This window comes from Rhizobium sp. WSM1328 (genome assembly GCF_057653715.1).
This window is the reverse complement of record NZ_CM172788.1, coordinates 2,261,372-2,282,769: the sequence shown is the minus strand read 5'-3', so window position 1 is coordinate 2,282,769 and position 21,398 is coordinate 2,261,372. Positions and strand designations below refer to the sequence as shown.

Below are 21,398 nucleotides of genomic sequence, written 5' to 3'. Positions count from 1 at the left end.
GCAGGAGAGCGGATTGTCGTCGACTATCGAGGCATTGCCACGCCCTTTAGCGCCTATGCGGCGCTGCCGACGCCACGTATCTTTGAATTCATACGGCGCAGATCGCGATGTCCGACTGTCCTCTTCGTGGATTGCCGTATAAGTTCACGATGCTTCTTAGCCCACCGTGTCTCCGGTACTTTTAAGGAAAAAGTGCATTTTTTGAGTATCAATTGGAACGCTAATCCTGTCATCCGGTCCAACGCGCGATGACGCGTGGATCTGGGCAGTAAAGGGTGCTGACCCGACCTTGCCGATCGCCAGTGTGTATGGACCGAGAGGCTCGATATCGGCGACCTGAAGGCTCACAGTTGGAACGTTGGGATCCCCAGCCATAGTATGCTCCGGTCGAATTCCGAGAACCACTGACTGTCCCACTGCCGCCGAAAGGCGCTCCGCTTTTTGCGTAGGAACTGCAATGTCGACGCCACCTTCAGCTTGGAAGGCAATTCCACCGGAGTTTTGCACAAGTTGCCCCTCGATGAAATTCATGCTTGGCGAGCCGATGAAGGCAGCAACGAAGAGATTCTTCGGGGATTCATAAAGGGTGATCGGGTCAGCGGCCTGTTCGATCCGCCCTTGATTCATGACCACGACCCGATCTGCCATCGTCATCGCCTCTACCTGATCATGTGTAACGTACACGATCGTGGTTTTGAGCCTGCGGTGTAAGAGCTTGATTTCTGTTCGCATTTCAATGCGCAATTTAGCGTCGAGGTTGGACAAAGGTTCGTCGAACAGGAACACATCCGGCTGGCGAACGATCGCCCGGCCGATCGCCACGCGTTGGCGTTGGCCACCTGAGAGCGCGTTCGGCTTGCGTTTCAAATAGGCACCGAGATTGAGAATGCGCGCCGCATTTGCAACGGCGGCATCGATGTCCTGCTTCGGCGTTCCGCGCACCTTCATGCCGTAGCCGATGTTTTCGGCGACTGTCATATGCGGATAGAGCGCGTAATTCTGAAACACCATCGAGCAATTGCGCAGACCCGGGCGCAGCGCAGTAACGTCCCGCTCGCCAATACGTATTTCCCCTGATGTCGTCTGTTCCAGCCCCGCGATCATCCGCAGGGTGGTTGTCTTCCCGCAGCCGGAAGGCCCGACAAGAACCACGAATTCCTTGTCGGCAATTGCCAAATCGAGCGGAGGAATGACCTCAACGCTACCAAAGGATTTGGTGACCTGATCCAAACGCACCTGGGACATGCTGTAACCTTTTCATGAGAATTCCATCGCCTGGCCCAGCGCATCGGCCCGAAAATCGGAATCGATTTTCGGAAAGCACGATGCGAGGATTGAAAGAGTTAGAGCGTCCTTCGTCCGAAAGGACGCACGGCACTCTAAGCGGCGATAGTTTGCTTCTTCTTTCAACGATGTCTGATCTCATCCCGGCACCGCCGGGATGAGATGTTGAGGATGGGCTTACTTCGCAGGCAGGCCCATCGACGAACGATAGGCTGCCAGTTGCTTGTCGCGGCCGAACTCGTCCGTCAGCTTGTTCCATCCGGCAGCCACGGTATCCAGCGCCTGCTGCGGCGTCACCTCTCCAGCCAATGCCTTGGAAAGCTCGATTTCGAGAATTTCCGTATAGGAGAAATAGCCCGGCAGGCGCATGTCGAGCGCCGTGTTCTTGGCGGTCACCGCGTCCTTCTGGCTTCCAAGATATTCCTTGGCCTCACGCTCGGAAAAGATCTTCGACCACAACGCTGTATTCGTCGTGTGCGAAAGACGGTATGGATTGACGCCTGTGCCGCCGGTAATCGCCGCCTGACCGGAAACCGCCGGGCTCGTCAGGAACTGGATATAGTTCCAAGCGGCCTCCTGGTTCTTGGAGGACGACGGTACGGCTGCCTGCCAACCGCCGAAGGCCATGAAGGAAGTCTGGACGACCTCGGGCTGCTTGTCCCACTTTTTGGTCTTGTAGTTCCAGATCTCGTCGGATCCCGGCAGCGATGCCGAACCGACATTGCCAGCAACCTTGGACTGCTTCGGGTCGGCGGCGATGACGCCGGTATCGCCCCAGCCGATCGATTCCGCGACCTGGCCACCGGCAAAGGCTGCGTTCACTTCGCCGAACGAGAAGTTCAGCGCATTTGGCGGTGCCAGTTTGGAGGCGCGAATATATTCCTCCAGGCCGCGCACCCAGCCTGGATTGTTGACCTGCGCATCCATCGTGTCAGGATCGAAGAACATGCCGCCGGGATTGTCGGGATGGCTGGTGTATCCCGCCACGTGACTGAACAGGAACCAGAATTGCTGGCCACCACGGCGGAAGGCTTCCGCCGTGCCCCAAAGGCCCTTGTCCGGCTGCTGGAAGAATTCAGCGATGTCGAGATACTGCTTCCATGTCTTCGGTGGGGCCAGATCGTAGCCATACTTCGCGTTGAAGGCGCTCTGGTTTTCCGCGTTTTCAAACAGATCAATGCGGTAGGTATAGGTATGGGCGTCACCGTCCATGGTCTGCGACAGGACCTTGCCGTTCCAAACCATCAGTTGCTCGCGGTAAACCGGCGCGATGTCCTCCCAGTCGGCACCTGATTGCATCGCCTTGGGCATTTCCGAGAGAAAATCGGTGAAGTCCGGTGCCCAGGCCGGCGCAAAGGCGACCACGTCGAACGTGTCTTCGCCCGAGGTCAACGAGGTTACGATTTTCGGATAGAGTTCCGACCACGGAAATTCGACGACATTCATCTTGCCGCAGGTCTTTTCTTCCCAGCCCTTGGCCGCGAGTTGTAGCGCAGAGGCGATATAGGGGCCTGTCTGCGTCGTAGCGGTGAGCGTGACACCGGTGTAGTCCGGTTCGCACGCGAGCGCGGATGTGACGCCCGCCGCAGCAAGTAGTCCTGCGGCCGTTGAACTCAATAGCAATCTTCTCATGTTTTCCTCCCCGGAATTGAACAATGACTAGGCTTGTCGAACGGTCACTTTATTGCTCCTAAAAGCAGGCCAGACCGCATCAGCCTGCTCAAAATGCCCGCCATGACGACCATGGGTATGATCGCGACCAGGGCGGCTGCCGATATCGACCACCACTCGTCGCCGCGCTGGCTGTTTTGCCCGGCGACGAGAATGGGAAGGGTTTGCCATTTGGAACTGGTCAGGAAGAGTGCGAACAGGAACTCGTTCCAGACGAAGGCGAGCGTGATCATAAATGTCGCGATCAGGCCCGGCTTGGACATGGGCAGGACGATACCGAAGAAAATTCTCCACGACGGCACATTGTCGACCATCGCCGCCTCTTCGACTTCAACCGGCAGTGCCGCAAAGAAATCGCGCATCAGCCAGATCACGATCGGCAGCGAGAAGGCGACATAGGCGAAGGTGAGCCCGGTATAGGTGTCCACCAGCTTGAACCCCAACTTGCCCATTTCCGTGTACATCAGGAACAAGGCAAAGGCGGCGACGATCGGCGGAAACATGCGCTGGCTGACAAACCAGAAGACGATATCATCATTGCCAAGAAGCGGCCCTGGAAGCTTCATTCGGCTGGAGCCGATGGCGAGCGCAAGCGCTGCAACAAAGGCAAAGATCAGCGAAATAGCCTGCCCGTAGCCCAGCACATGACGGCCGAGAAGATATCCGCCAAAGGCAACAACGACGAAAATTATGCCGGACAGCAGCTTGACCTCGAAGGTGAAGCGCACCAGCGCATAGGCTGCCATCGATCCGATGAAGGTGGCCAGCACCGATGCGGAAAGCCCGATGATCGTCGAGGCGATGAAGGTGTTGTAGAACTGGCCACGCGCGCCCGACAAAAGCTCGCTCCAGGCTGTCAGCGTCGGGTCGAAGTCGACAAATGGAATATAGGTTGGCCCGCCGACGACGCCAAGCGGCGACTTGAACGAGGTGATCGCGACCCAGTAAAGCGGAAAGAAGGTGAAGGCCAGCCACAGCAGGCAGCCTGCGAGCGCCCACCAGCGGCCGGATCCTTTGAGGTCACGCACACTCATTTGTGCTTCTCCAGATAGGGCTTCAGGATGGCGAGATAGACGAGCCCGATCACGGTGATGACGATCAGGAACAGGAAGGAGAGGGCGGAGGTGTAGCCGAGGTTGAACTTCTTGAAGCCTTCCTGATACGCGAACAAGGTGAGCGTTTCGGTCGAAATGCCGGGCCCTCCGCCTGTCATGACGAACACCGTGTCGATGATCTTGTAGCTCTCGATGAGGCGGATGAAGACCACAGCCACCGAAATCGGCAGCATCATCGGGAAAGTGATCCCCCAGAACTGTTGCCAGGGACTGGCATTTTCAAGCGCGGCAGCCTCGTAGACGTCCTCCGGCAGGGTTTGCAGCCCGGCAAGAAGCATCAGGATGACGAAGGGTGTCCACTGCCACACTTCGACGGAAATGATGGCGCCGATAGCCCATCTGGTCTGAGTCAGAAACGGCAGATTGGGAAAGCCGAAGGCGGTCATCAACTCATTGAGCGGGCCCATCGTCGGGTTGAGGATCTGGCGGGCAATGAGTGCAACGGCAACGGGCGCCACCAGCATTGGCACCAGGAAGCTGACCCGGAACAAACCTTCGCCAGGCACCCGACGGCTGAGCGCCAGCGCCACGGAAAAACCGATGACATACTGCAGCGACACCGCGACAAAAGCGATGATCGTCGTGGTCCAGGTGACACTCCAGAAGCGTGGATTCTGAAGCAATTCCGTATAGTTGCCGAAGCCGACGAAATGCGCGGGGATCGGCGGCACGAGGCGCAGGCTCATGAAGCTGGTGGTCAGCGAATAGATCAGCGGGAAGATCGAGATCACCAGCACGATCAGCAACGCCGGCCAGATGAAGAAGTGTTTGACCGGATCGTTGCGGGTCATGCTGCGCCTCCTTTCTGGAGAAGCGCCTCGATTTCCTCGATCGTCGGCATTGCAGGCGCGGTACCCCGCCGCGTCACCGCGATACCGGCGGTCGCGCAGCCGAAACGCACGGCCTCGACCGGACTAAAGCCCCGCGAGAGCGCTGCCGAGAAACCACCGACAAATGCGTCGCCGGCGCCGGTGGTATCAATGACTGCTCCCGCCGAGATCGCGGGAACATGAACCGATTGCCCGGCCGTATGATAGAGCACACCGCGACCACCCAGGGTGATCAGCGCGGCTTTCACGCCTTTGACAAGAAAGGCGTCGCCAGCCCGTCTGGCGTCGTCGAGCGTGTCGAGCGGAAAGCCGACGATCGCCGCCGCCTCGGTCTCGTTTGGCACGATATAGTCGCAGAGCGGATAGATCGTGTCCGGAAACGGCTCGGCCGGTGCTGGATTGAAAACAGTGGTAACGCCGGCCGCATGGGCGATTTCGAGGGCGCGCTGCGCCGCTTCGGCCGGTTGTTCGAGCTGGGTCACGAAAACAGCCGATTGCTCGATGGTTTCGCGTGCCGCCTCGACATCACCAACGCCGATGGTGCCTGCGGCGCCTGGATAGACGATGATCGCATTGTCGCCGTTACTGTCATTGACGTAGATGAAGGCAGCGCCGGTCGGCATATCGTCCATCTGTACAACCTTCGGCGTCACGCCTGCTTCCGCATAGGTCTTCAGCGCCATATCGCCGAAGGTGTCGCGGCCGATCTTCGAGATGAAGGAGACTGTTCCACCGGCGCGAGCTGCAGCAACAGCCTGGTTGGATCCCTTGCCGCCCGGGCCTACCGCAAAACCGGTCCCGGTGATGGTTTCGCCAATGTTTGGCATGCGCTTGGCCAGATAGGCCGTGTCGGCGACGAAAATCCCGAGGATCGAAACACCCACCTTCATTTCGTTTCCCCTCATACGGTTTCCGGCGGAATCACGCCTTTGGTGAACAGGAAGCAGCCGTAGAAGCGGTTTTCGCCCGTGGTGATGACGCAATAGGCCTTTTTGGCTTCCTCATAGAAGGCGAAACGCTCGATGCCATACATTGGCGCCGGCTTGCCCTCGGCGCCGTCGACAACGACCTGGACTTCCTGCTGCACCGGAGGGATCTCGTCCGGCGCGCCCATGATTTCCATTCGCCCGGCAGACGGCTGCAGCGGCGTATCCAGCGGCATTACCGAAAGAATAGCTTCGATGGCGCGGGCAGAGGACACATTGTCTATGCGCAACAGCTTGCCGAGCACCGTTTGCCGGGCAATGGAATCCGAAGGAAAATTGGTGTCGGAAACGACGACCGTGTCGCCATGCCCCATGGACCGGAGCGCGTGCAGCACATCCGCATTCAGAGCCGGATCGATATTCTTCAGCATGGAAATCCTCCCTTAGTTGCACCATTTCGCAGCACCTCGTGCCGCAAAACAGAACCCGATAACCGCAGCTCCGTTACAGCTCTGCGATTCCCTCAAATTCCATTGTTCTCGCCTGCCGGTGCGGTTCTCCTCCCGCCCGAATGACCAGAGTTGGAGCCCTTATTCTCCGTAGGGGATCCAGATATTCTTCACATCTACAGCGCGCCGAAGGTATAGCGCGCCTTCGGCAGCGGCTTTGTCCATCCAGTCCGTCGCCTTGCCATTGTCCACGAAGGTTCGCTTGAGATTGCCCGAAGACAGCTTCTCCACCGTCGTCGAAAGTTCAGCCGAGCCGAAGGCCCACAACGCATCAACGTCATTGTGCGCGGCAAGGATCTTTGCCAGTTCGATCGCCGACCCGGTGACGATATTGACGACACCGGCAGGCACATCCGACGTTTCCAGAACGGAATAGAAATCCGTGGCCGAAAGCGGGAAGGCCTCACTCGGCACGGCGACGACACGATTGCCGGTGGCAATCAACGGCGCAATCAGACTGATAAAGCCGAGCAGCGGCGCTTCCGGCGGGCAAATGACGCCAACGACGCCGATGGCTTCCGGCATGGCCAGGGCAACGCCGCGAAGCGGTGGCTGGTGAATGCCGCCTTCATATTTGTCCGCCCAGGCTGCGTAGGTGAAGAGACGGGAAATCGCGGCGTCGACCTCGGCATTTGCATTGGCTGCGGAAGCTCCGGTCATCGCTGTTATCCGCGAGGCGAACTCGTCGGCGCGGCCACTGAGGTTTTCGGCGATGTAATAGAGAATCTGGGCGCGGTTATGAGTGGTCGCATTCGACCAGGCGGAGGCGGCCTGTGCGGCAACCACCGCATTGCGGATGTCCTTGCGGTTGCTTTCGCCGACCTCCCCGATCGCCTTGCCCTTGGGTGAGGCGATGACACGGGAATAATTGCCGTCCGGGCGTGCCTGCTTGCCGCCGATGAAGAGCTTTGCCGTCCGGTCGATGCTTGGCAGGGCAAAATCGCCGGCAACCGGCTTCGCCTGCGAAAGTGCAGGCATGGCTGCGCGCGCCTTGCGACCGACCCAAGCCTTCGGCTTCAGATATTCGTAGCAACCTTCGCGTCCGCCTTCGCGGCCGAATCCGGATTCGCGCTTGCCGCCAAAACCGACGGCGGCATCAAAAAGATTGGTGGCATTCACCCAGACCACGCCGGCTGCGAGCTTTGCCGCAACGTTCAGCGCCAAGCCGATCGTCTCGCTCCAGACGCTGGCGGCGAGGCCGTAGCGGGTGTGATTGGCAAGCTGGATCGCCTCTTCCGGTGTGCGAAAAGTCATGGAGACCGCGACCGGCCCGAAGATTTCCTCGGTCGCGACGATCGATGTCGGCTGCACGCCGCTGAGAAGCGTCGGCGGGTAGAAGCTGCCGCCCTTCGGCAGGTCGATCTTGGCCTGATGCAGCGTCGCGCCTTCTGAAACTCCCTTTTTCACCAGCGCTTCGATCCGCGTCAATTGCACAGGCGCTATGATCGCACCCATATCGATGCACTTGTCCAAAGGCTGACCGACCCGCAATGTCTCCATCCGGCGCTTCAGCCGCTCGTGGAAAAGATCGGCAATGCCTTCCTGGACCAGAAGCCGCGAACCGGCGCAGCAGACCTGTCCCTGGTTGAACCAGATCGCGTCGACCACGCCTTCCACGGCGCCGTCGATATCGGCGTCGTCAAAAACGACGAAAGGGGACTTGCCGCCGAGTTCCAGCGTCAAGGATTTGCCGCTACCCGCGGTACGCTCGCGAATAACGCGCCCGACTTCGGTCGATCCGGTAAAGGCAATCTTGTCGATATCCGCATGCCCGACGAGCAGCGCGCCTGTTTCGCCTTCTCCCGTCACGATATTGAGTACGCCCGGCGGAAGGCCCGCCGCGGATGCCAGTTCGGCAAAGAGAAGCGCCGTCAGCGAGGTGAATTCGGCAGGCTTCAGGATGACGGTGTTGCCGAGTGCCAAAGCCGGCGCCACTTTCCAGGCCAGCATCAGGAATGGGAAATTCCACGGGATGATCTGGCCGACGACGCCGACCGGCACATGATCGGCAAATTCCGTGTCCTGGATTTGCGCCCATCCGGCGTGATGATAGAAATGACGAGCCGCCAGGGGCACGTCGAGATCGCGGGTTTCGCGGATCGGCTTGCCGTTGTCGATTGCCTCGACCACAGCAATCAGACGCGCATGGCGCTGGATCATCCGGGCAAGCGCATAGAGATGGCGCGCCCGCGCGTGGCCCGGCAGCCGCGCCCATGACGCCTGTGCCTTGCGGGCCGCAGCAACCGCATTGTCCACATCGGCCGCGCCGCCATTCGCAAGCTTGGCCAGGACCTTGCCGGTGGCCGGCTCGAACGTGTCGAAGTTCTTGACCGACGCGGAGGGCACGAACGCGCCATTGATGAAGTGACCGAAACCGGAAGCGTGGCGCGCCAGCCAGTCGCGAGCTTCGATATCGGATTCAGGGGCGGGGCCGTAGGACATTTCGTCGAAATACTTTGCAACAGTCATCTGGATCATCCAATCGGGTGTCTGTTGAGGGCCGAATAGGCACCGGTGACGTGATGCTCCAGCTGCCGCTCGATATCCGCAAGCAAGCTTGATGCACCGATGCGGAAGAGATCGGACTCCAGCCATTCGCGCCCCAGTTCGTCCTTCATCAGGAACTGGTAGTTCAACACGTCCTTCGCCGCGGAAATGCCTCCGGCCGGCTTGTAGCCGATCTTGATACCGGTGCGCTCCTGATATGCGCGGATCGCCCGCAGCATGGTCAATGTCACGGCCAGCGTCGCATTGACGCCTTCCTTGCCGGTCGAGGTCTTGATGAAATCGGCTCCGGCCATCATGCAGACCAGCGAGGCCCTGGCGACATTGCGGAGCGTCTTCAGGTCGCCGGTCGCCAGAATGGCTTTGACATGCGCATCACCGCAGGCTGCGCGATATTCTTTCATTTCCTCGTAAAGTGCTGTCCAGTTGCCGGTCAGCACATGCTCGCGGGTGATGACGATGTCGATTTCCTTCGCGCCATCGGCAACTGACGCCTCGATTTCCTTGACCTTGAGGTGGTGCGGGCTGAGGCCGGCAGGGAAACCGGTCGAAACCGCGGCGACCGGAATGCCGGAATCTCCGAGCGCCTCGACGGCCGTTGCAACAAAACGATGGTAGACGCAGATGGCGCCGGTGGTGATCGAACGGCCGCTCATGCCGAGAGAATCCAGAATGTCGGCGCGTATCGGATTCATCGCCTTCGCGCACAACCGCTTGACGCGTTCAGGGGTATCGTCGCCGTTCAACGTTGTCAGGTCGATGCAGGTCACCGCCTTCAGGAGCCAAGCAGCCTGTGCGTCCTTTTTGACGGTGCGGCGCCCAGGAAGCGAGGCTACGCGGCGCTCGGTTGCAGACAGGTTGACCCGGGTATCAAGCACCCACGACAGATCGAGTCCCATACCGGTATTGCGCGGCCGGTTATGGGTGCCGTCCGGCAATCGCGAAGGGCCTCCATGATGCGCCGCGTTTGCCGCATTGTGAACAGCAACGGTTTCCAACTAGAATCCTCCCGATCCGAGCGTGAAGATCCTGTTGCCATCAGTGAAGAGGCACGCAGACGAAGTTTCACGACTGGCTCAAATGTGATTTTTTTTTCACTGTTTGTGAAGTTTGCATCACCGCGCCGCTGCGTCAAGTTTAGATTTCGCCAGACGCAGAAAAAATGCGGGATTTCTCAGTCGAAATCGTCCATGCCGTTTTCGGTGATGACCACGTCGAACGACTTCATGTCGCTGAAAAAGGCTGGCTTGAGCTTGCCGATTTTGCTGCTGTCGGCGAGAAGAATATTCTTTCGTGCCCGGGACATCGCCTTTTTCTTGATCTCCGCTTCGTGAAAATGCGCGCAGGTCGCGCCACGCCGGGCATCGACACCGGCTGCTGAAAGAAATGCCACGTTGATCACAAGCTGATCGAGCATTTCCAGCCCCGAGGCACCGGAAAAGCTCGCCGATGCTGGGTGATAAAGACCACCGAGCATAACAAGGCGAACGTTGGGTTTTCGCGTCAGACGATCGGCGACATTCATGGCGTAACAGATCGCCGTTATATGAATCTGGTCTGGGAGGAGATCGACCAGATAGGGTAACGTGGTGCCGCAATCGAAAAACACCGTATCATCATGGTGAATGTAATCAATGGCTTGTATGCAAACTTGCCGTTTTGCAGCGGCATGACTGTCGGCTGCCTTGGAAATTTCATAGGGATCGTTTTCCGCTTCGATAGCCGGAACGATATGGCCGCCGAGAAACGCGAATTGGTCTGCATTGGCGCCGACATCACGCCGAACCGTCATCTCTGAGACGCCCAGGATCTCCGCAGCATTCTTGATGTGCAGAATGCGATGTTGTGAAAGGGCCTCGGATAAGACTGCGATGCGCCGGCCCTTGCGACTATCCATATCGCATCTCTCCCTTATCGTTTACACCTGGAATAGTGTTCTGATCAAAATTTAACAAGGGACTGCCATTCTCATCTTGTCTGTCCCTCGAGCTACGACTCGGCATTTGCGCCGAGCTACAGCTTCTGCACCAGCCAGTTGCGCGCAACATGGCATATCGTCACAATTTTACAGGGAAACCCCGCAATTTGAAATGAGAATTTGTGACAAATCTTCCATTTTCGTGATGAAATAATCACAAAACTGCATAGATGGTGCCTCACTTCGGCTGCGGGGAAGCGGGTGACGACGAGATCGACATTCTCGGCCGGCAGGGGCGAGTTCGTCACGCCTCTGGTCGGGGTGGCCTTCCGACCAGAGCTTCATCCTCGCGGCTGCTTAGGACATTCCTGGCTGCGCGCGCTACTCGCCGGCTTTCCTTGCTGCCGTTTCGATCGCATCGGCAACCTTTTCCGGTTGGGATGCGAAGACGGCGTGGCTTGCCTTTATTTCAGTCACGTTGCTTCCGGCACGTTTTGCCATGTCGCGTTCAAGCTCGGGGTTGATGGAGCGATCCTCGGTGGCGACGATCGACCAGCTTTTCTTTGTCCGCCATGCCGGCTGAGTGATCTTGGCGGAGAATGCCTGCTTTGCGGCGAAGACCTGTGACTTTGCCATGAAATCGGCGTCGGCTTGCGGAAGGTCGGCTGCGAAATCCGCGGCGAAGGCGCCTGGATCGAGATAGAGATATTTGCCGTCCTTCGTTTCCTTTATATCCATGCTGCCGGCGGGCTTCGAGCTGGCGAGGCTCAGCAGGCTTTCGCCCTTGTCGGGCTGGAATGCGGCGACATAGACCAGGCCCGCGACCGCGGGATCGTTGCCGGCTTCGGTGATGACCATGCCGCCATAGCTGTGGCCGACGAGCAGGACCGGTCCGTCCTGAAGGTCGAGAACGCGCTTGGTCGCCGCCACATCGTCATCGAGCGAGGTGATGGGCTGCTGGACGATGGTGACGTTGAAGCCGCGCTTCTCGAGAATGTCAGTCGCCTTGCGCCATCCCGAGCCATCGGCCAGCGCGCCGTGGACGATCACGATGTTCTTGACCTCGGCAGCCTCCGCCGCGAATGCGATGGCGGTGGTGGCAAAGGCAAGGGCTGCAGTGAAAAGAAGACGTTTGTTCATGACTATCACTCCTTGGGGTCGTTGTTGATGATTGGGATCGTGATGCGTTTCAGGTTCAGCCGAATGTGAAGGCGTAAGCCTGCACGCCGGGATCGAGAAAGCGGATCTCGAAGTTGCGGGCGGCGACCGTGTCGGACTGGCGGACGAGTTGATAAAGCCTCGTCGCGGTCACCGTACCGTTGCCGTCGGCATCGATGTCGGAGCCGTGGTCAAGCCCTGGCGCCTTGCCGTCGACCTTCACCTGGAAGCGGACCGGTTTGCCGCTGCCGCCAGGCCCGAGAACGAGATGCAGATCGCGGGCGCTGAAGCGATAGGTGATGCCGCCGCCCGACTGATCAAGCGTCGCCTGATCCCGGCCGACGGTCCAGGTTCCGGACAGGCCCCAGCCATTGAGGCCGGGTTCGGCGATCGAATAGCTTTTCGCCGTATCGGCCTGCAGCCCTTCGGGAGAGGCGAAGTTCGCCGCCTGTTCGTAGCCGAGATAGGTTTCGCCCGAGCGGATATTGCCGAGATCAGGACCTGCTTCCACACCCCTGGCATCCGGCGCGACCGGCGCACTTGCCGTCGTTTGGCTACCGGCCTCGCGCAGCAGGTCCTGAATAGCCTGTTCGGTCCTGTCGTAATTGCCTTCGCCAAAATGGTGGTAACGGATCTGGCCTTTGGCATCGATCAGATAGGCGGCAGGCCAATAGCTGTTTTCGAAGGCGCGCCAGATGCTGTAGTCATTGTCGATCGCAACGGGATAACCGATCTGGAAGCCGCCGATCGCCTTCTTGACGTTGTCGATCTTCTTCTCGAAGGCAAATTCCGGGGCATGGACGCCGATCACCACGAGGCCCTGATCCGCATATTTTTCGGCCCAGGCCCTGACATAGGGGATGGTACGAATGCAGTTGATGCAGGAATAGGTCCAGAAATCGACGAGCACGACCTTGCCGCGCAGCTGCTCGGTGGTGAGAGGCTGAGAGTTCAGCCATTCGACCGCGCCATCGAGCGAAGGGGCGTGGCCTTCGACGGGCAAGTCGCTACGGAAGGGGGTCTTCGCATCGGCTGCGGCGATCATCACCTCGTTGCTCGCCAGCTCGGAAGATGCGCCGCTGAGCGGCTTTGCATGCAGCCTGTCGAGCACGGCCTGTTCCAGCGATGCGGTGCTGGCGTAGGAGAGCCGGGCGAGCAGGCTGGTGTCGAGGCCGAGCGCGATGACGGCGACGCCCGCCAGCACGGCAGCGCCGAGCCCCTGACGAATCCTGTCGCCAACGCCGAGCGAACGCTTCATGGCGGTGAATATCCGGCCGCCGACCAGCAGGGCGACGGCAAGCGAACTTGCAGCGCCGGCGGCATAAGCGATCAGCAGGAAGGTCGTCTGCAGATTGGCGCCCTGCAATGCGGCTCCGGTCAGCACAAGGCCGAGGATCGGACCGGCGCAGGGCGCCCAGAGCAGTCCGGTGGCGACGCCGAGAAGAAGCGCGCTCTTCACTGTCGTGGTGCCGCGCCCGCCGCCGGTGGCGTTCATAAGATTGTTGCCAAGGTCGACGACCGGCCGGGCAAGCGTACTTGCGATTCGCGGTGAAAGCAGGCTTGCTCCAAAGAGCGCAAGCAGGACGATGGCGGCAAGTCGGCCATATTCATTGGCGCGAATGGCCCAGCTGCCACCGACTGCGGCCAGTGTGGCGACCAGCGCGAAGGTGGCGGCCATGCCCGCCAGCATCGGCAGCGTGCTCCTGACGAAGGGCTGTCCGGCGCGGGCGAAGACGAAGGGGAGGGTGGGGAGGATACAAGGGCTGAGGATCGTCAGCGCGCCTCCGAGATAGGCAATGATCAGAAGTGTCATCATCGTTTCCTTTGAAACCGATTGATCGGGCTCTGGGCGGCGATGGGGCCTGAACCAGCAACGGCGGGGATATGGCCGGTGTGAAGTATCCCCGATGTGTCCGGCTTTGCGGGAAAATGTACCGAAGTGTCGGGGTAGGGCGGCGGCGATACAAAGCGATACAAACTGCCGCAGTGGCGAGGAAACGGCTGCGGCCAATGCGACCGCTTGCTGAGGCAGTGCGATTGTATCGGAATGTATCCAGGCGGCCGGAAGCTACATCCGCATTCAAAAAACGGTTGCTTACGACATATCGGGGATACAAGTAGAACGCCTTTTCGCGACCGTGATCCATTCGACAGGAGTGACCGATGTCAGAGCAAATCAACCATCACCGCCGCCGTTTCTTCGGCATGACTGCAATCGCCCTTGCGGCGGTCGAATTCGGCGTGGCCGGCACGGCCGCCGCCCAGTCGTCTGCGACTGCCGCATCGGTGCCAGCTATAAAGCCCGGAACCAACACGTCCTTCGAAGCGCTGAAACAGGTCAAGGCAGGCGTGCTCGACATCGGTTATGCCGAGGCGGGAAAGCCGGATGCCCCGGTCGTATTGCTGCTGCATGGCTGGCCCTATGACATCTATAGTTTCGTCGATGTCGCGCCCCTGCTTGCCGCGGCGGGCAACAGAGTGATTGTGCCTTATCTGCGCGGTTACGGGACGACCCGCTTCCTGGACGATCAGACGCCTCGCAACGGCCAGCCGTCAGCGCTCGCCGCCGACATGATCGCGCTGCTCGATGCGCTGGATATCGAGAAAGCTGTCATTGCCGGATACGACTGGGGCGGGCGGACCGCCAACATCATGGCGGCGCTCTGGCCCGAGCGCTGCAAGGCGATGGTATCTGTAAGCGGCTACCTGATCGGTAGCCAGGAGGCCAACAAGAAGCCGCTTCCGCCGAAAGCCGAACTCGCTTGGTGGTACCAGTTCTATTTCGCCACTGAACGCGGTCGTCAGGGATACGAGAGCAACACCCATGATTTCGCAAAGCTTATCTGGCAAACGGCATCGCCGAAGTGGAACTTCGACGATGCGACGTTCGACAGATCGGCCGCTGCCTTCGACAATCCTGACCACGTCGCGATCGTCATTCACAATTATCGCTGGCGCCTGGGGCTTGTCGAAGGCGAGGCCAAGTACGATGCCTACGAGACGACGCTCGCCGCAACGCCTGTCATTTCGGTGCCGACCATCACCATGGAGGGCGATGCGAACGGTGCGCCGCATCCGCAGCCTTCCGCTTATGCCGGAAAATTCTCCGGCAGATACGAGCATCGCACGATCGGCGGCGGCATCGGCCACAATCTGCCTCAGGAAGCGCCGCAGGCTTTTGCGCAGGCGGTCATAGACGTCGATCGCTTCTGAGAGCGGCGCCGCCGGTCGCAGAGCCTCGTTGCTCCGACCGGCGGAATATGCGTAGCTCCATCAACCGTCTCGACATCGAGGCGGAGGGTGGGGGCCGCTTCTATCGGTAAGGAATAGGGAAATATGGATCATGTCGATCACATCCTGATCGTCGATGACGATCGCGAAATCCGCGAGCTGGTCTCGGGTTATCTGCAGAAGAACGGCCTGCGCACGAGCGTTGCTGCCGACGGACGGCAGATGCGCAGTTTTGTCGAGGCCAATGCCGTCGACCTGATCGTGCTCGATGTGATGATGCCCGGCGATGACGGGCTGGTGCTGTGCCGCGAACTGCGCGCCGGCCGGCACAAGGCGATCCCTATCCTGATGCTGACGGCCCGCACCGACGAGATGGACAGGATCCTCGGGCTGGAAATAGGCGCCGACGACTATCTTCCCAAGCCCTTTGCTGCGCGTGAGCTTCTCGCCCGCATCAAGGCGGTGCTGCGGCGCACGCGGATGCTGCCGCCCAACCTGCAGATCAGCGAAGCTGGACAGTTGCTGACCTTCGGCGACTGGCGGCTCGATACGGTGGCCCGGCACCTTCTCGACAAGGAGGGGACCGCGATTGCGCTGAGTGGCGCCGAATACCGTCTGCTTCGCGTCTTCATCGACCATCCGCAGCGAGTGCTCAATCGTGACCAGCTTTTGAGCCTGACGCAGGGCCGCGACGCCGATCTCTTCGATCGTTCGATCGATCTTCTGGTCAGTCGCCTGCGTCAAAGGCTGGGCGACGATGCGCGCGAACCGACCTATATCAAGACGGTGCGCAGCGAAGGCTATGTGTTTTCGGTTCCGGTCGAAATATCGGAGCCGCGCCAATGAAGGCGGCAATCCCCTTGCGTTCGGGCCTGACGTGGCCGAGCACATTGCGGTCGCGGATCTTCCTGATCCTGCTGATCGGATTGGCCTTGGCCTACGGTCTGTCTTTCAGTGTGCTCTATATGGAGCGGTACATGTCGGCCAAAGCTGTGATGCTCGGCACGCTGGAAAACGATGTGGCAACGTCGATTGCGGTTCTCGATCGGCTTCCGCCCGGCGAACGTGGCGATCTGCTCGACCGGTTGAGCCGCGGCAATTATCGTTTCGAGCTCGGGCCCGGTCTTCCCGGCGTGCCTGACACATCAAGCAAAGGGGCGGAAATCTCGGGAAAGATCGAGGAGGCCATCGGACACCGCTTTCCGATCCGGATCGAACGAATTCCTGGCGATGTGAATCGGCTGCAGGCGCATCTGACGCTGAGCGACGGAAGCCCATTGACGATCGACGTCACGCCAAAGGGCGTCATGCCGATCGCCGCATGGCTGCCCTACGTCTTCGTCGTCCAGATGGTGCTGCTCATCCTCTGCACCTGGTTTGCCGTTCGCCAGGCGATCCGGCCGCTCGGCGAGCTTGCCGCCGCCGCCGATGCTCTTGACCCGAACAAGGACGGCCCGGCTTTGAGTGAGGCGGGCCCGAGCGAGGTCGCGCATGCGGCAAGGGCGTTCAACGCGATGCGGGAGAGGATCGCCCATTACCTCGAAGAGCGCGTCCAGATACTGGCGGCAATCTCGCATGACCTGCAGACACCGATCACCCGCATGCGGCTGCGTGCCGACATGGCGGAGGATTCGCCTGACAAAGACAAGCTGGTGCATGATCTCGGCGAGATCCAGCGCCTCGTTCAGGACGGCATTGCCTATGCACGCAGCGCGCATGGCAATGGCGAGAAGAGCGCCCGCATCGATCTCGCCTCGTTCATCGACAGCATAGCCTACGACTACCAGGATACTGGAAAGGCCGTCACCGTCGTCGGTCTGGTTCAGGGCGCTGCCTTCACCAAGCCGCATGCTCTTCGCCGTATCCTGTCGAACTTCATCGACAATGCGCTGAAGTTTGCCGGTGCTGCCGAGATCAGCGTCGAGCGCAGCGCCGAGAACGATATCGTCATATCAGTCATGGATCGCGGGCCGGGAATTCCGGACGATATGCTGGAAGCCGCCATGCAGCCTTTCTTCCGGCTGGAGCAATCCCGCAACCGGGAGACCGGCGGCACCGGTCTCGGTCTTGCGATCGCCCAGCAACTGACGGCCAAGATTGGCGGGTCGCTCCGGCTCTACAATCGCGCCGGTGGCGGACTGGCCGCGGAAGTCACCATCCGCTGACATTCGGGCGCGCCGCAAAATTTCGAGATGTTTTGTATGCGAAGATGTCCTTGATATCGGATGCTACGCTTTGTGACATTTCGGGCGTTTTCGGAAACATGGCGGATATATCCGTCGGTCAAACCACACTCCGTCAACCCGGCCGCGCACCGCGGCCAGTCGCCTTTAGCGACGCAACAAAGGAGTGTTCCATGACAAAGATCGACAAGGTTCTCTATACCGGCAAGACCCACACGACAGGCGGGCGCGACGGCGCTTCGCACAGCGACGACGGCCAGCTTGATATCAAGCTTTCGCCTGCGGGCAGCAACCGCGGCGGCACCAATCCCGAACAGCTTTTCGCCGCCGGCTGGTCTGCCTGCTTCATCGGCGCGATCGGTTTCGCCGCGGCTAATCAAAAGGTCAAGCTTCCAGCCGATCTTGCCGTCGACACCGAGGTTGATCTCGGAACCGCCGATGGCGGCTATTTCCTGCAAGCCCGCCTCAAGGTCAGCTTGCGGGGGATCGAAGCGGAGGTCGCAAAGGCGCTGATCGACGAAGCCCACCAGACCTGCCCTTACTCGAAGGCCACGCGCGGTAACATCCATGTCGAATTGACGGTTGCCTAACGAGTGGAATTGCCCACCGAAAGCCATTGGCTGCGGTGGTCAGAAAGACAGAGCCGAAATCAAGCGAGACGGGGCCGATCGGGCCTCGCCGATGGAGGATTTGATGAGATTGATGATCATCTGTTTTTTGGGAGCGGTGGTCTTCGCCGCACCCTGCATCTACGACGTAAGCTCGCAGGAGCCTTCGCCGCTTGCGGGCCTCGTGACGGCGGCATCCGCAGCTTCTTCCTCAGGGGAACAGCCGCCGTTTCAGCCGCTTGGATCACCAGGAGAAAGACAGTGAAACTCTATCAGAACGAAATTTCTTCGGCGACGTCGAGAGTCCGTATCGCGCTCGCTCTGAAGGGACTGACGGCAGAAGCGCTGCCGGTTGGCATCCTCGGCGAAGATTCCGAGAGCCGGCAGGCCGGATATCGCAGCGTCAATCCGCAGGGGCTGGTGCCGGCCTTGCTGACGGATAGCGGCGTCCTCATCACCCAGTCGCTGGCGATCGTCGAATATCTCGACGAGATAAAGCCTGAACCGCCGCTATTACCTGACACCGCGGAAGGCCGGGCGCTGGCGCGGTCGATCGCGCTTGCGATAGCAGCCGAGATCCACGCGCTGCTGCCGCCGCGGATCGGTCTGCATCTCGGCAAGGTCTTCCAGGCGGATGCCGATGCCATTACTGCCTGGAATCGTCATTGGGTCGGTGAAGGAATGGCCGCGGTCGAGGCGATGATCGCCGGCCGCCGGCAGGGAGCTTTTGCTTTTGCGGATCAGCCTGGTATTGCCGAGATCTTCCTCTTCCCGCAGGCGATAAGCGCCCGGCGCCTCGGCTTCGATCTCGCCCGCTGGCCCAATATCGCGGAGATCGTCGCCAGACTGGAGGCGATACCGGCTTTCCAGGAGAACGCACCGGCGCCGAGACGATGATCCAATCTATGAAGAATCGGCTGCAAGTGGCTGCGGCCGATTCTCTTCTGGTGTTCTAGTGACGCGCCTCAATGGCCCGTCGGTGCTTTTAGCGGTTGACCCTGGCTTGCAGGTGCGCGGGATAACGATCGCCTTCCACCTTGATCGTGGCCAGCGCGCTTTCGATGCTGGCAAGATCCTCGGCCGTCAGTTCGACCTCGGCGGCCTGGATGTTCTCCTCGAGGCGGTGCAGCTTGGTGGTGCCGGGGATCGGCACGATCCAGGGCTTCTGCGCCAGCAGCCATGCGAGAGCCACTTGGGCGGAGGTAGCCTTCTTGCGGGCGGCGATTTCTCCGAGACGATCTACGAGCGCTTGGTTGGCTTTTCGCGCCTCCTGAGAAAAGCGGGGCACGACGTTGCGGAAATCCTTGCTGTCGAAGGTGGTCGTTTCGCTGATCGCGCCAGTCAGAAAGCCCTTACCGAGCGGGCTGAAGGGCACGAAGCCGATGCCGAGTTCTTCAAGCGTCGGCAGGATTTCCTGCTCTGGTTCGCGCCACCACAGCGAATATTCGCTCTGCAACGCCGCCACCGGCTGGACGGCATGGGCGCGGCGGATCGTCCGGGCGCCCGCTTCCGAGAGGCCGAAATGCCTGACCTTGCCTTCCGCGATCAGCGCCTTGACCGTGCCGGCGACATCCTCGATCGGAACATCGGGATCGACGCGATGCTGGTAAAAGAGATCGATGACATCAGTCTTCAAACGCTTCAGCGCCTGGTCGGCCACCGCGCGGATCTGCTTGGGCCGGCTGTTCATGCCGCTCTGGCCGCCATTGGCATCGAAGTTGAAACCGAATTTCGTGGCGATCACCACCTCGTTGCGGAAGGGGGCGAGCGCCTCTCCCAGAAGCTCTTCGTTCTTATAGGGGCCATAGGCCTCGGCCGTGTCGAAGAAGGTCACGCCGCGTTCAAATGCCCGCCGGATCAGTACGGTCGCTTCCTGAATATCTGTCGCCGGGCCATACCCGTAACTCAGCCCCATGCAGCCGAGACCGACGGCCGAGACTTGAAGTCCGCTCTTTCCAAGTTCACGCTTCTGCATAGAAGTTTCCTTTTCTAACCTTGGTATTGTGTGTCGGTGACATGCTCCATCCAGTCGACGACCTTGCCGTCGAGCTGTTCCTGGATGGCGATATGGGTCACTGCCGTCGTCGGCGCTGCGCCGTGCCAATGTCGTTCACGCGGTGCGAAGCAGACGACGTCGCCGGCGCGGATCTCCTCGACGGGGCACCCCTCGCGCTGCACGCGACCGCAGCCCGATGTGACGATCAACGTCTGGCCGAGCGGATGGGTGTGCCAGGCAGTGCGGGCTCCGGGCTCGAAGGTGACGCTGGCACCAGCCGCACGTGCGGGGCTGGTCACGGCAAACAGCGGGTCGACACGCACGCTGCCGGTAAACCAATCGGCTGGTCCCTTGGCCGAAGGCTGCGAACCGCTTCGCTTGATCTCCATCTTTGTCTTCCTTTTGATGTCGGGCTTTCGATGTCGGGGTGGACATGTCCACTCGAGTGACACGGTATTTAGGGCGTGCGCTTGGTTGCGATTAGATGGTATAAACGGCAAGAACCCATGAGAAAGTTTCATAAATGCCGCGCCCCGCCGTCAACGACCTCATCGCCTTCCTTGCCGTCGCGCGTGCGCAGAGTTTCACCAAGGCGGCGGGCAAGCTCGGTGTGTCGCAATCGGCGCTCAGCCACACCATCCGCGGGCTCGAGGAGCGGCTTGGACTGCGATTGCTGACACGCACGACCCGCAGCGTCGCGCCGACGGAGGCCGGTGAACGCCTGCTCGTCTCCATCGGACCGCGGCTCGACGAGATCGAGAGCGAGCTGGCTGCCTTGAGCGCGTTCCGGGAGAAGCCGGCAGGCACCATCCGCATCAATGCCGGCGAGCATGCGGCCGATGCCGTCCTCTGGCCCGCCTTGGAAAAGCTGCTGCCCGATTATCCTGATATCAATGTCGAGATCATCGTCGACTACGGCCTGACCGACATCGTCGCCGAGCGTTACGATGCTGGGGTGCGGCTTGGCGAACAGGTGGCGAAAGACATGATCGCGGTGCGCATTGGCCCCGACATGCGCATGGCCGTGGTCGGTTCTCCCGCATATTTCGGCACCAGGCCGAAACCACTGACGCCACAGGAGCTTACGGATCACAATTGCATCAATCTGCGCCTACCGACCTATGGCAGCGTTTATGCATGGGAGTTCGAGAAGGATGGGCGCGAACTCAGGGTTCGGGTCGAAGGGCAATTGGTATTCAACAATATAGCGCTGCGGCTGAACGCAGTACTGGCAGGTCTGGGGCTGGCATACATGCCGGAGAACTTGGTCGACGCGCATCTAGCCGATGGACGGCTGGTGCGCGTCCTCGAGGATTGGTGCCTGCCGTTTTCCGGTTACCATCTCTACTATCCGAGCCGCCGGCATACGTCGCCGGCATTTGCTCTGCTCGTCGATGCACTTCGCTATCGACCATAACGCCCACCGTTTCGAGTCGCCCGGACAGGCAGCCACCAGTGACCGGC

General features: G+C 60.2%; 20 protein-coding genes. 7 read left to right on the top strand and 13 right to left on the bottom strand.

The annotated features are described in order from the left end of the window. Positions 1-156: 156 nt before the first annotated feature. The 11 genes from AC2444_RS11575 to AC2444_RS11525 all read right to left on the bottom strand — a co-directional run bounded on the left by AC2444_RS11575 (position 157) and on the right by AC2444_RS11525 (position 13,729). The gene (locus tag AC2444_RS11575; protein WP_012757764.1) at positions 157-1,245 is read right to left on the bottom strand and encodes an ABC transporter ATP-binding protein; all 1,089 of its coding nucleotides are present in this window, start codon (positions 1,243-1,245) and stop codon (positions 157-159) included. Between the two features lie 216 nt (positions 1,246-1,461). Beyond that, positions 1,462-2,916, bottom strand: a complete 1,455-nt coding sequence (locus AC2444_RS11570) for an extracellular solute-binding protein (protein WP_012757763.1) — start codon at positions 2,914-2,916, stop codon at positions 1,462-1,464. Positions 2,917-2,960: 44 nt separating this feature from the next. Further along, complete coding sequence (locus AC2444_RS11565) at positions 2,961-3,989, bottom strand: carbohydrate ABC transporter permease (protein ID WP_012757762.1); 1,029 nt, start codon at positions 3,987-3,989, stop codon at positions 2,961-2,963. After that, positions 3,986-4,861: a carbohydrate ABC transporter permease gene (locus tag AC2444_RS11560; RefSeq protein WP_012757761.1), complete on the bottom strand. Its 876-nt coding sequence runs from the start codon at positions 4,859-4,861 to the stop codon at positions 3,986-3,988. Before AC2444_RS11560 ends, AC2444_RS11565 begins: the two co-directional genes overlap by 4 nt. Then, entirely contained in the window at positions 4,858-5,790 is a 933-nt protein-coding gene (gene rbsK, locus AC2444_RS11555) for a ribokinase (protein ID WP_012757760.1), read from the bottom strand. Before rbsK ends, AC2444_RS11560 begins: the two co-directional genes overlap by 4 nt. Positions 5,791-5,801: 11 nt before the next feature. After that, positions 5,802-6,257, bottom strand: coding sequence for an RbsD/FucU family protein (locus AC2444_RS11550; protein ID WP_128449147.1), 456 nt, complete (start codon positions 6,255-6,257; stop codon positions 5,802-5,804). A gap of 159 nt (positions 6,258-6,416) precedes the next feature. Then, on the bottom strand, positions 6,417-8,804 hold the full coding sequence (locus tag AC2444_RS11545) for an aldehyde dehydrogenase family protein (RefSeq protein WP_012757758.1): 2,388 nt from the start codon (positions 8,802-8,804) through the stop codon (positions 6,417-6,419). A 5-nt stretch (positions 8,805-8,809) separates the two neighbouring features. Further along, on the bottom strand, positions 8,810-9,838 hold the full coding sequence (gene deoC, locus AC2444_RS11540; protein WP_041935535.1) for a deoxyribose-phosphate aldolase: 1,029 nt from the start codon (positions 9,836-9,838) through the stop codon (positions 8,810-8,812). A 176-nt stretch (positions 9,839-10,014) separates the two neighbouring features. Further along, positions 10,015-10,737 (bottom strand): DeoR family transcriptional regulator, encoded by a 723-nt coding sequence (locus tag AC2444_RS11535; RefSeq protein WP_012757756.1) that lies wholly within the window; start codon positions 10,735-10,737, stop codon positions 10,015-10,017. A gap of 402 nt (positions 10,738-11,139) precedes the next feature. Next, complete coding sequence (locus AC2444_RS11530; protein WP_012757755.1) at positions 11,140-11,898, bottom strand: alpha/beta fold hydrolase; 759 nt, start codon at positions 11,896-11,898, stop codon at positions 11,140-11,142. Positions 11,899-11,953: 55 nt separating this feature from the next. After that, positions 11,954-13,729 (bottom strand): cytochrome c biogenesis protein DipZ, encoded by a 1,776-nt coding sequence (locus AC2444_RS11525; RefSeq protein WP_012757754.1) that lies wholly within the window; start codon positions 13,727-13,729, stop codon positions 11,954-11,956. 350 nt (positions 13,730-14,079) lie between these two features. Here AC2444_RS11525 and AC2444_RS11520 point away from each other — a divergent pair, with 350 nt between their 5' ends. The 6 genes from AC2444_RS11520 (at position 14,080) to maiA (ending at position 18,835) form a co-directional block, all read left to right on the top strand. Further along, positions 14,080-15,129 (top strand): alpha/beta fold hydrolase, encoded by a 1,050-nt coding sequence (locus AC2444_RS11520; RefSeq protein WP_012757753.1) that lies wholly within the window; start codon positions 14,080-14,082, stop codon positions 15,127-15,129. A 123-nt stretch (positions 15,130-15,252) separates the two neighbouring features. Then, positions 15,253-15,993: a response regulator gene (locus AC2444_RS11515; protein WP_128449145.1), complete on the top strand. Its 741-nt coding sequence runs from the start codon at positions 15,253-15,255 to the stop codon at positions 15,991-15,993. Continuing rightward, positions 15,990-17,312 carry a sensor histidine kinase gene (locus AC2444_RS11510; protein WP_012757751.1) on the top strand — a complete coding sequence of 441 codons (1,323 nt, stop codon included), beginning with the start codon at positions 15,990-15,992 and terminating at the stop codon, positions 17,310-17,312. Before AC2444_RS11515 ends, AC2444_RS11510 begins: the two co-directional genes overlap by 4 nt. Before the next feature lie 191 nt (positions 17,313-17,503). Continuing rightward, positions 17,504-17,920: an organic hydroperoxide resistance protein gene (locus tag AC2444_RS11505; RefSeq protein WP_012757750.1), complete on the top strand. Its 417-nt coding sequence runs from the start codon at positions 17,504-17,506 to the stop codon at positions 17,918-17,920. 103 nt (positions 17,921-18,023) lie between these two features. Continuing rightward, positions 18,024-18,203: a hypothetical protein gene (locus tag AC2444_RS11500; RefSeq protein WP_080518574.1), complete on the top strand. Its 180-nt coding sequence runs from the start codon at positions 18,024-18,026 to the stop codon at positions 18,201-18,203. Beyond that, positions 18,200-18,835 (top strand): maleylacetoacetate isomerase, encoded by a 636-nt coding sequence (gene maiA / locus AC2444_RS11495; protein WP_012757749.1) that lies wholly within the window; start codon positions 18,200-18,202, stop codon positions 18,833-18,835. The genes AC2444_RS11500 and maiA overlap by 4 nt, the downstream gene beginning before the upstream one ends. A gap of 88 nt (positions 18,836-18,923) precedes the next feature. Here maiA and AC2444_RS11490 read toward each other — a convergent pair whose 3' ends face one another. Both AC2444_RS11490 and AC2444_RS11485 read right to left on the bottom strand, forming a co-directional pair. Then, on the bottom strand, positions 18,924-19,913 hold the full coding sequence (locus AC2444_RS11490; protein WP_012757748.1) for an aldo/keto reductase: 990 nt from the start codon (positions 19,911-19,913) through the stop codon (positions 18,924-18,926). A 14-nt stretch (positions 19,914-19,927) separates the two neighbouring features. After that, positions 19,928-20,323, bottom strand: coding sequence for a (R)-mandelonitrile lyase (locus tag AC2444_RS11485; protein ID WP_012757747.1), 396 nt, complete (start codon positions 20,321-20,323; stop codon positions 19,928-19,930). Positions 20,324-20,457: 134 nt separating this feature from the next. On the opposite strand from AC2444_RS11485, the gene AC2444_RS11480 reads away from it, so the two are divergent. Further along, complete coding sequence (locus AC2444_RS11480) at positions 20,458-21,351, top strand: LysR family transcriptional regulator (protein ID WP_012757746.1); 894 nt, start codon at positions 20,458-20,460, stop codon at positions 21,349-21,351. Positions 21,352-21,398 lie beyond the last annotated feature (47 nt).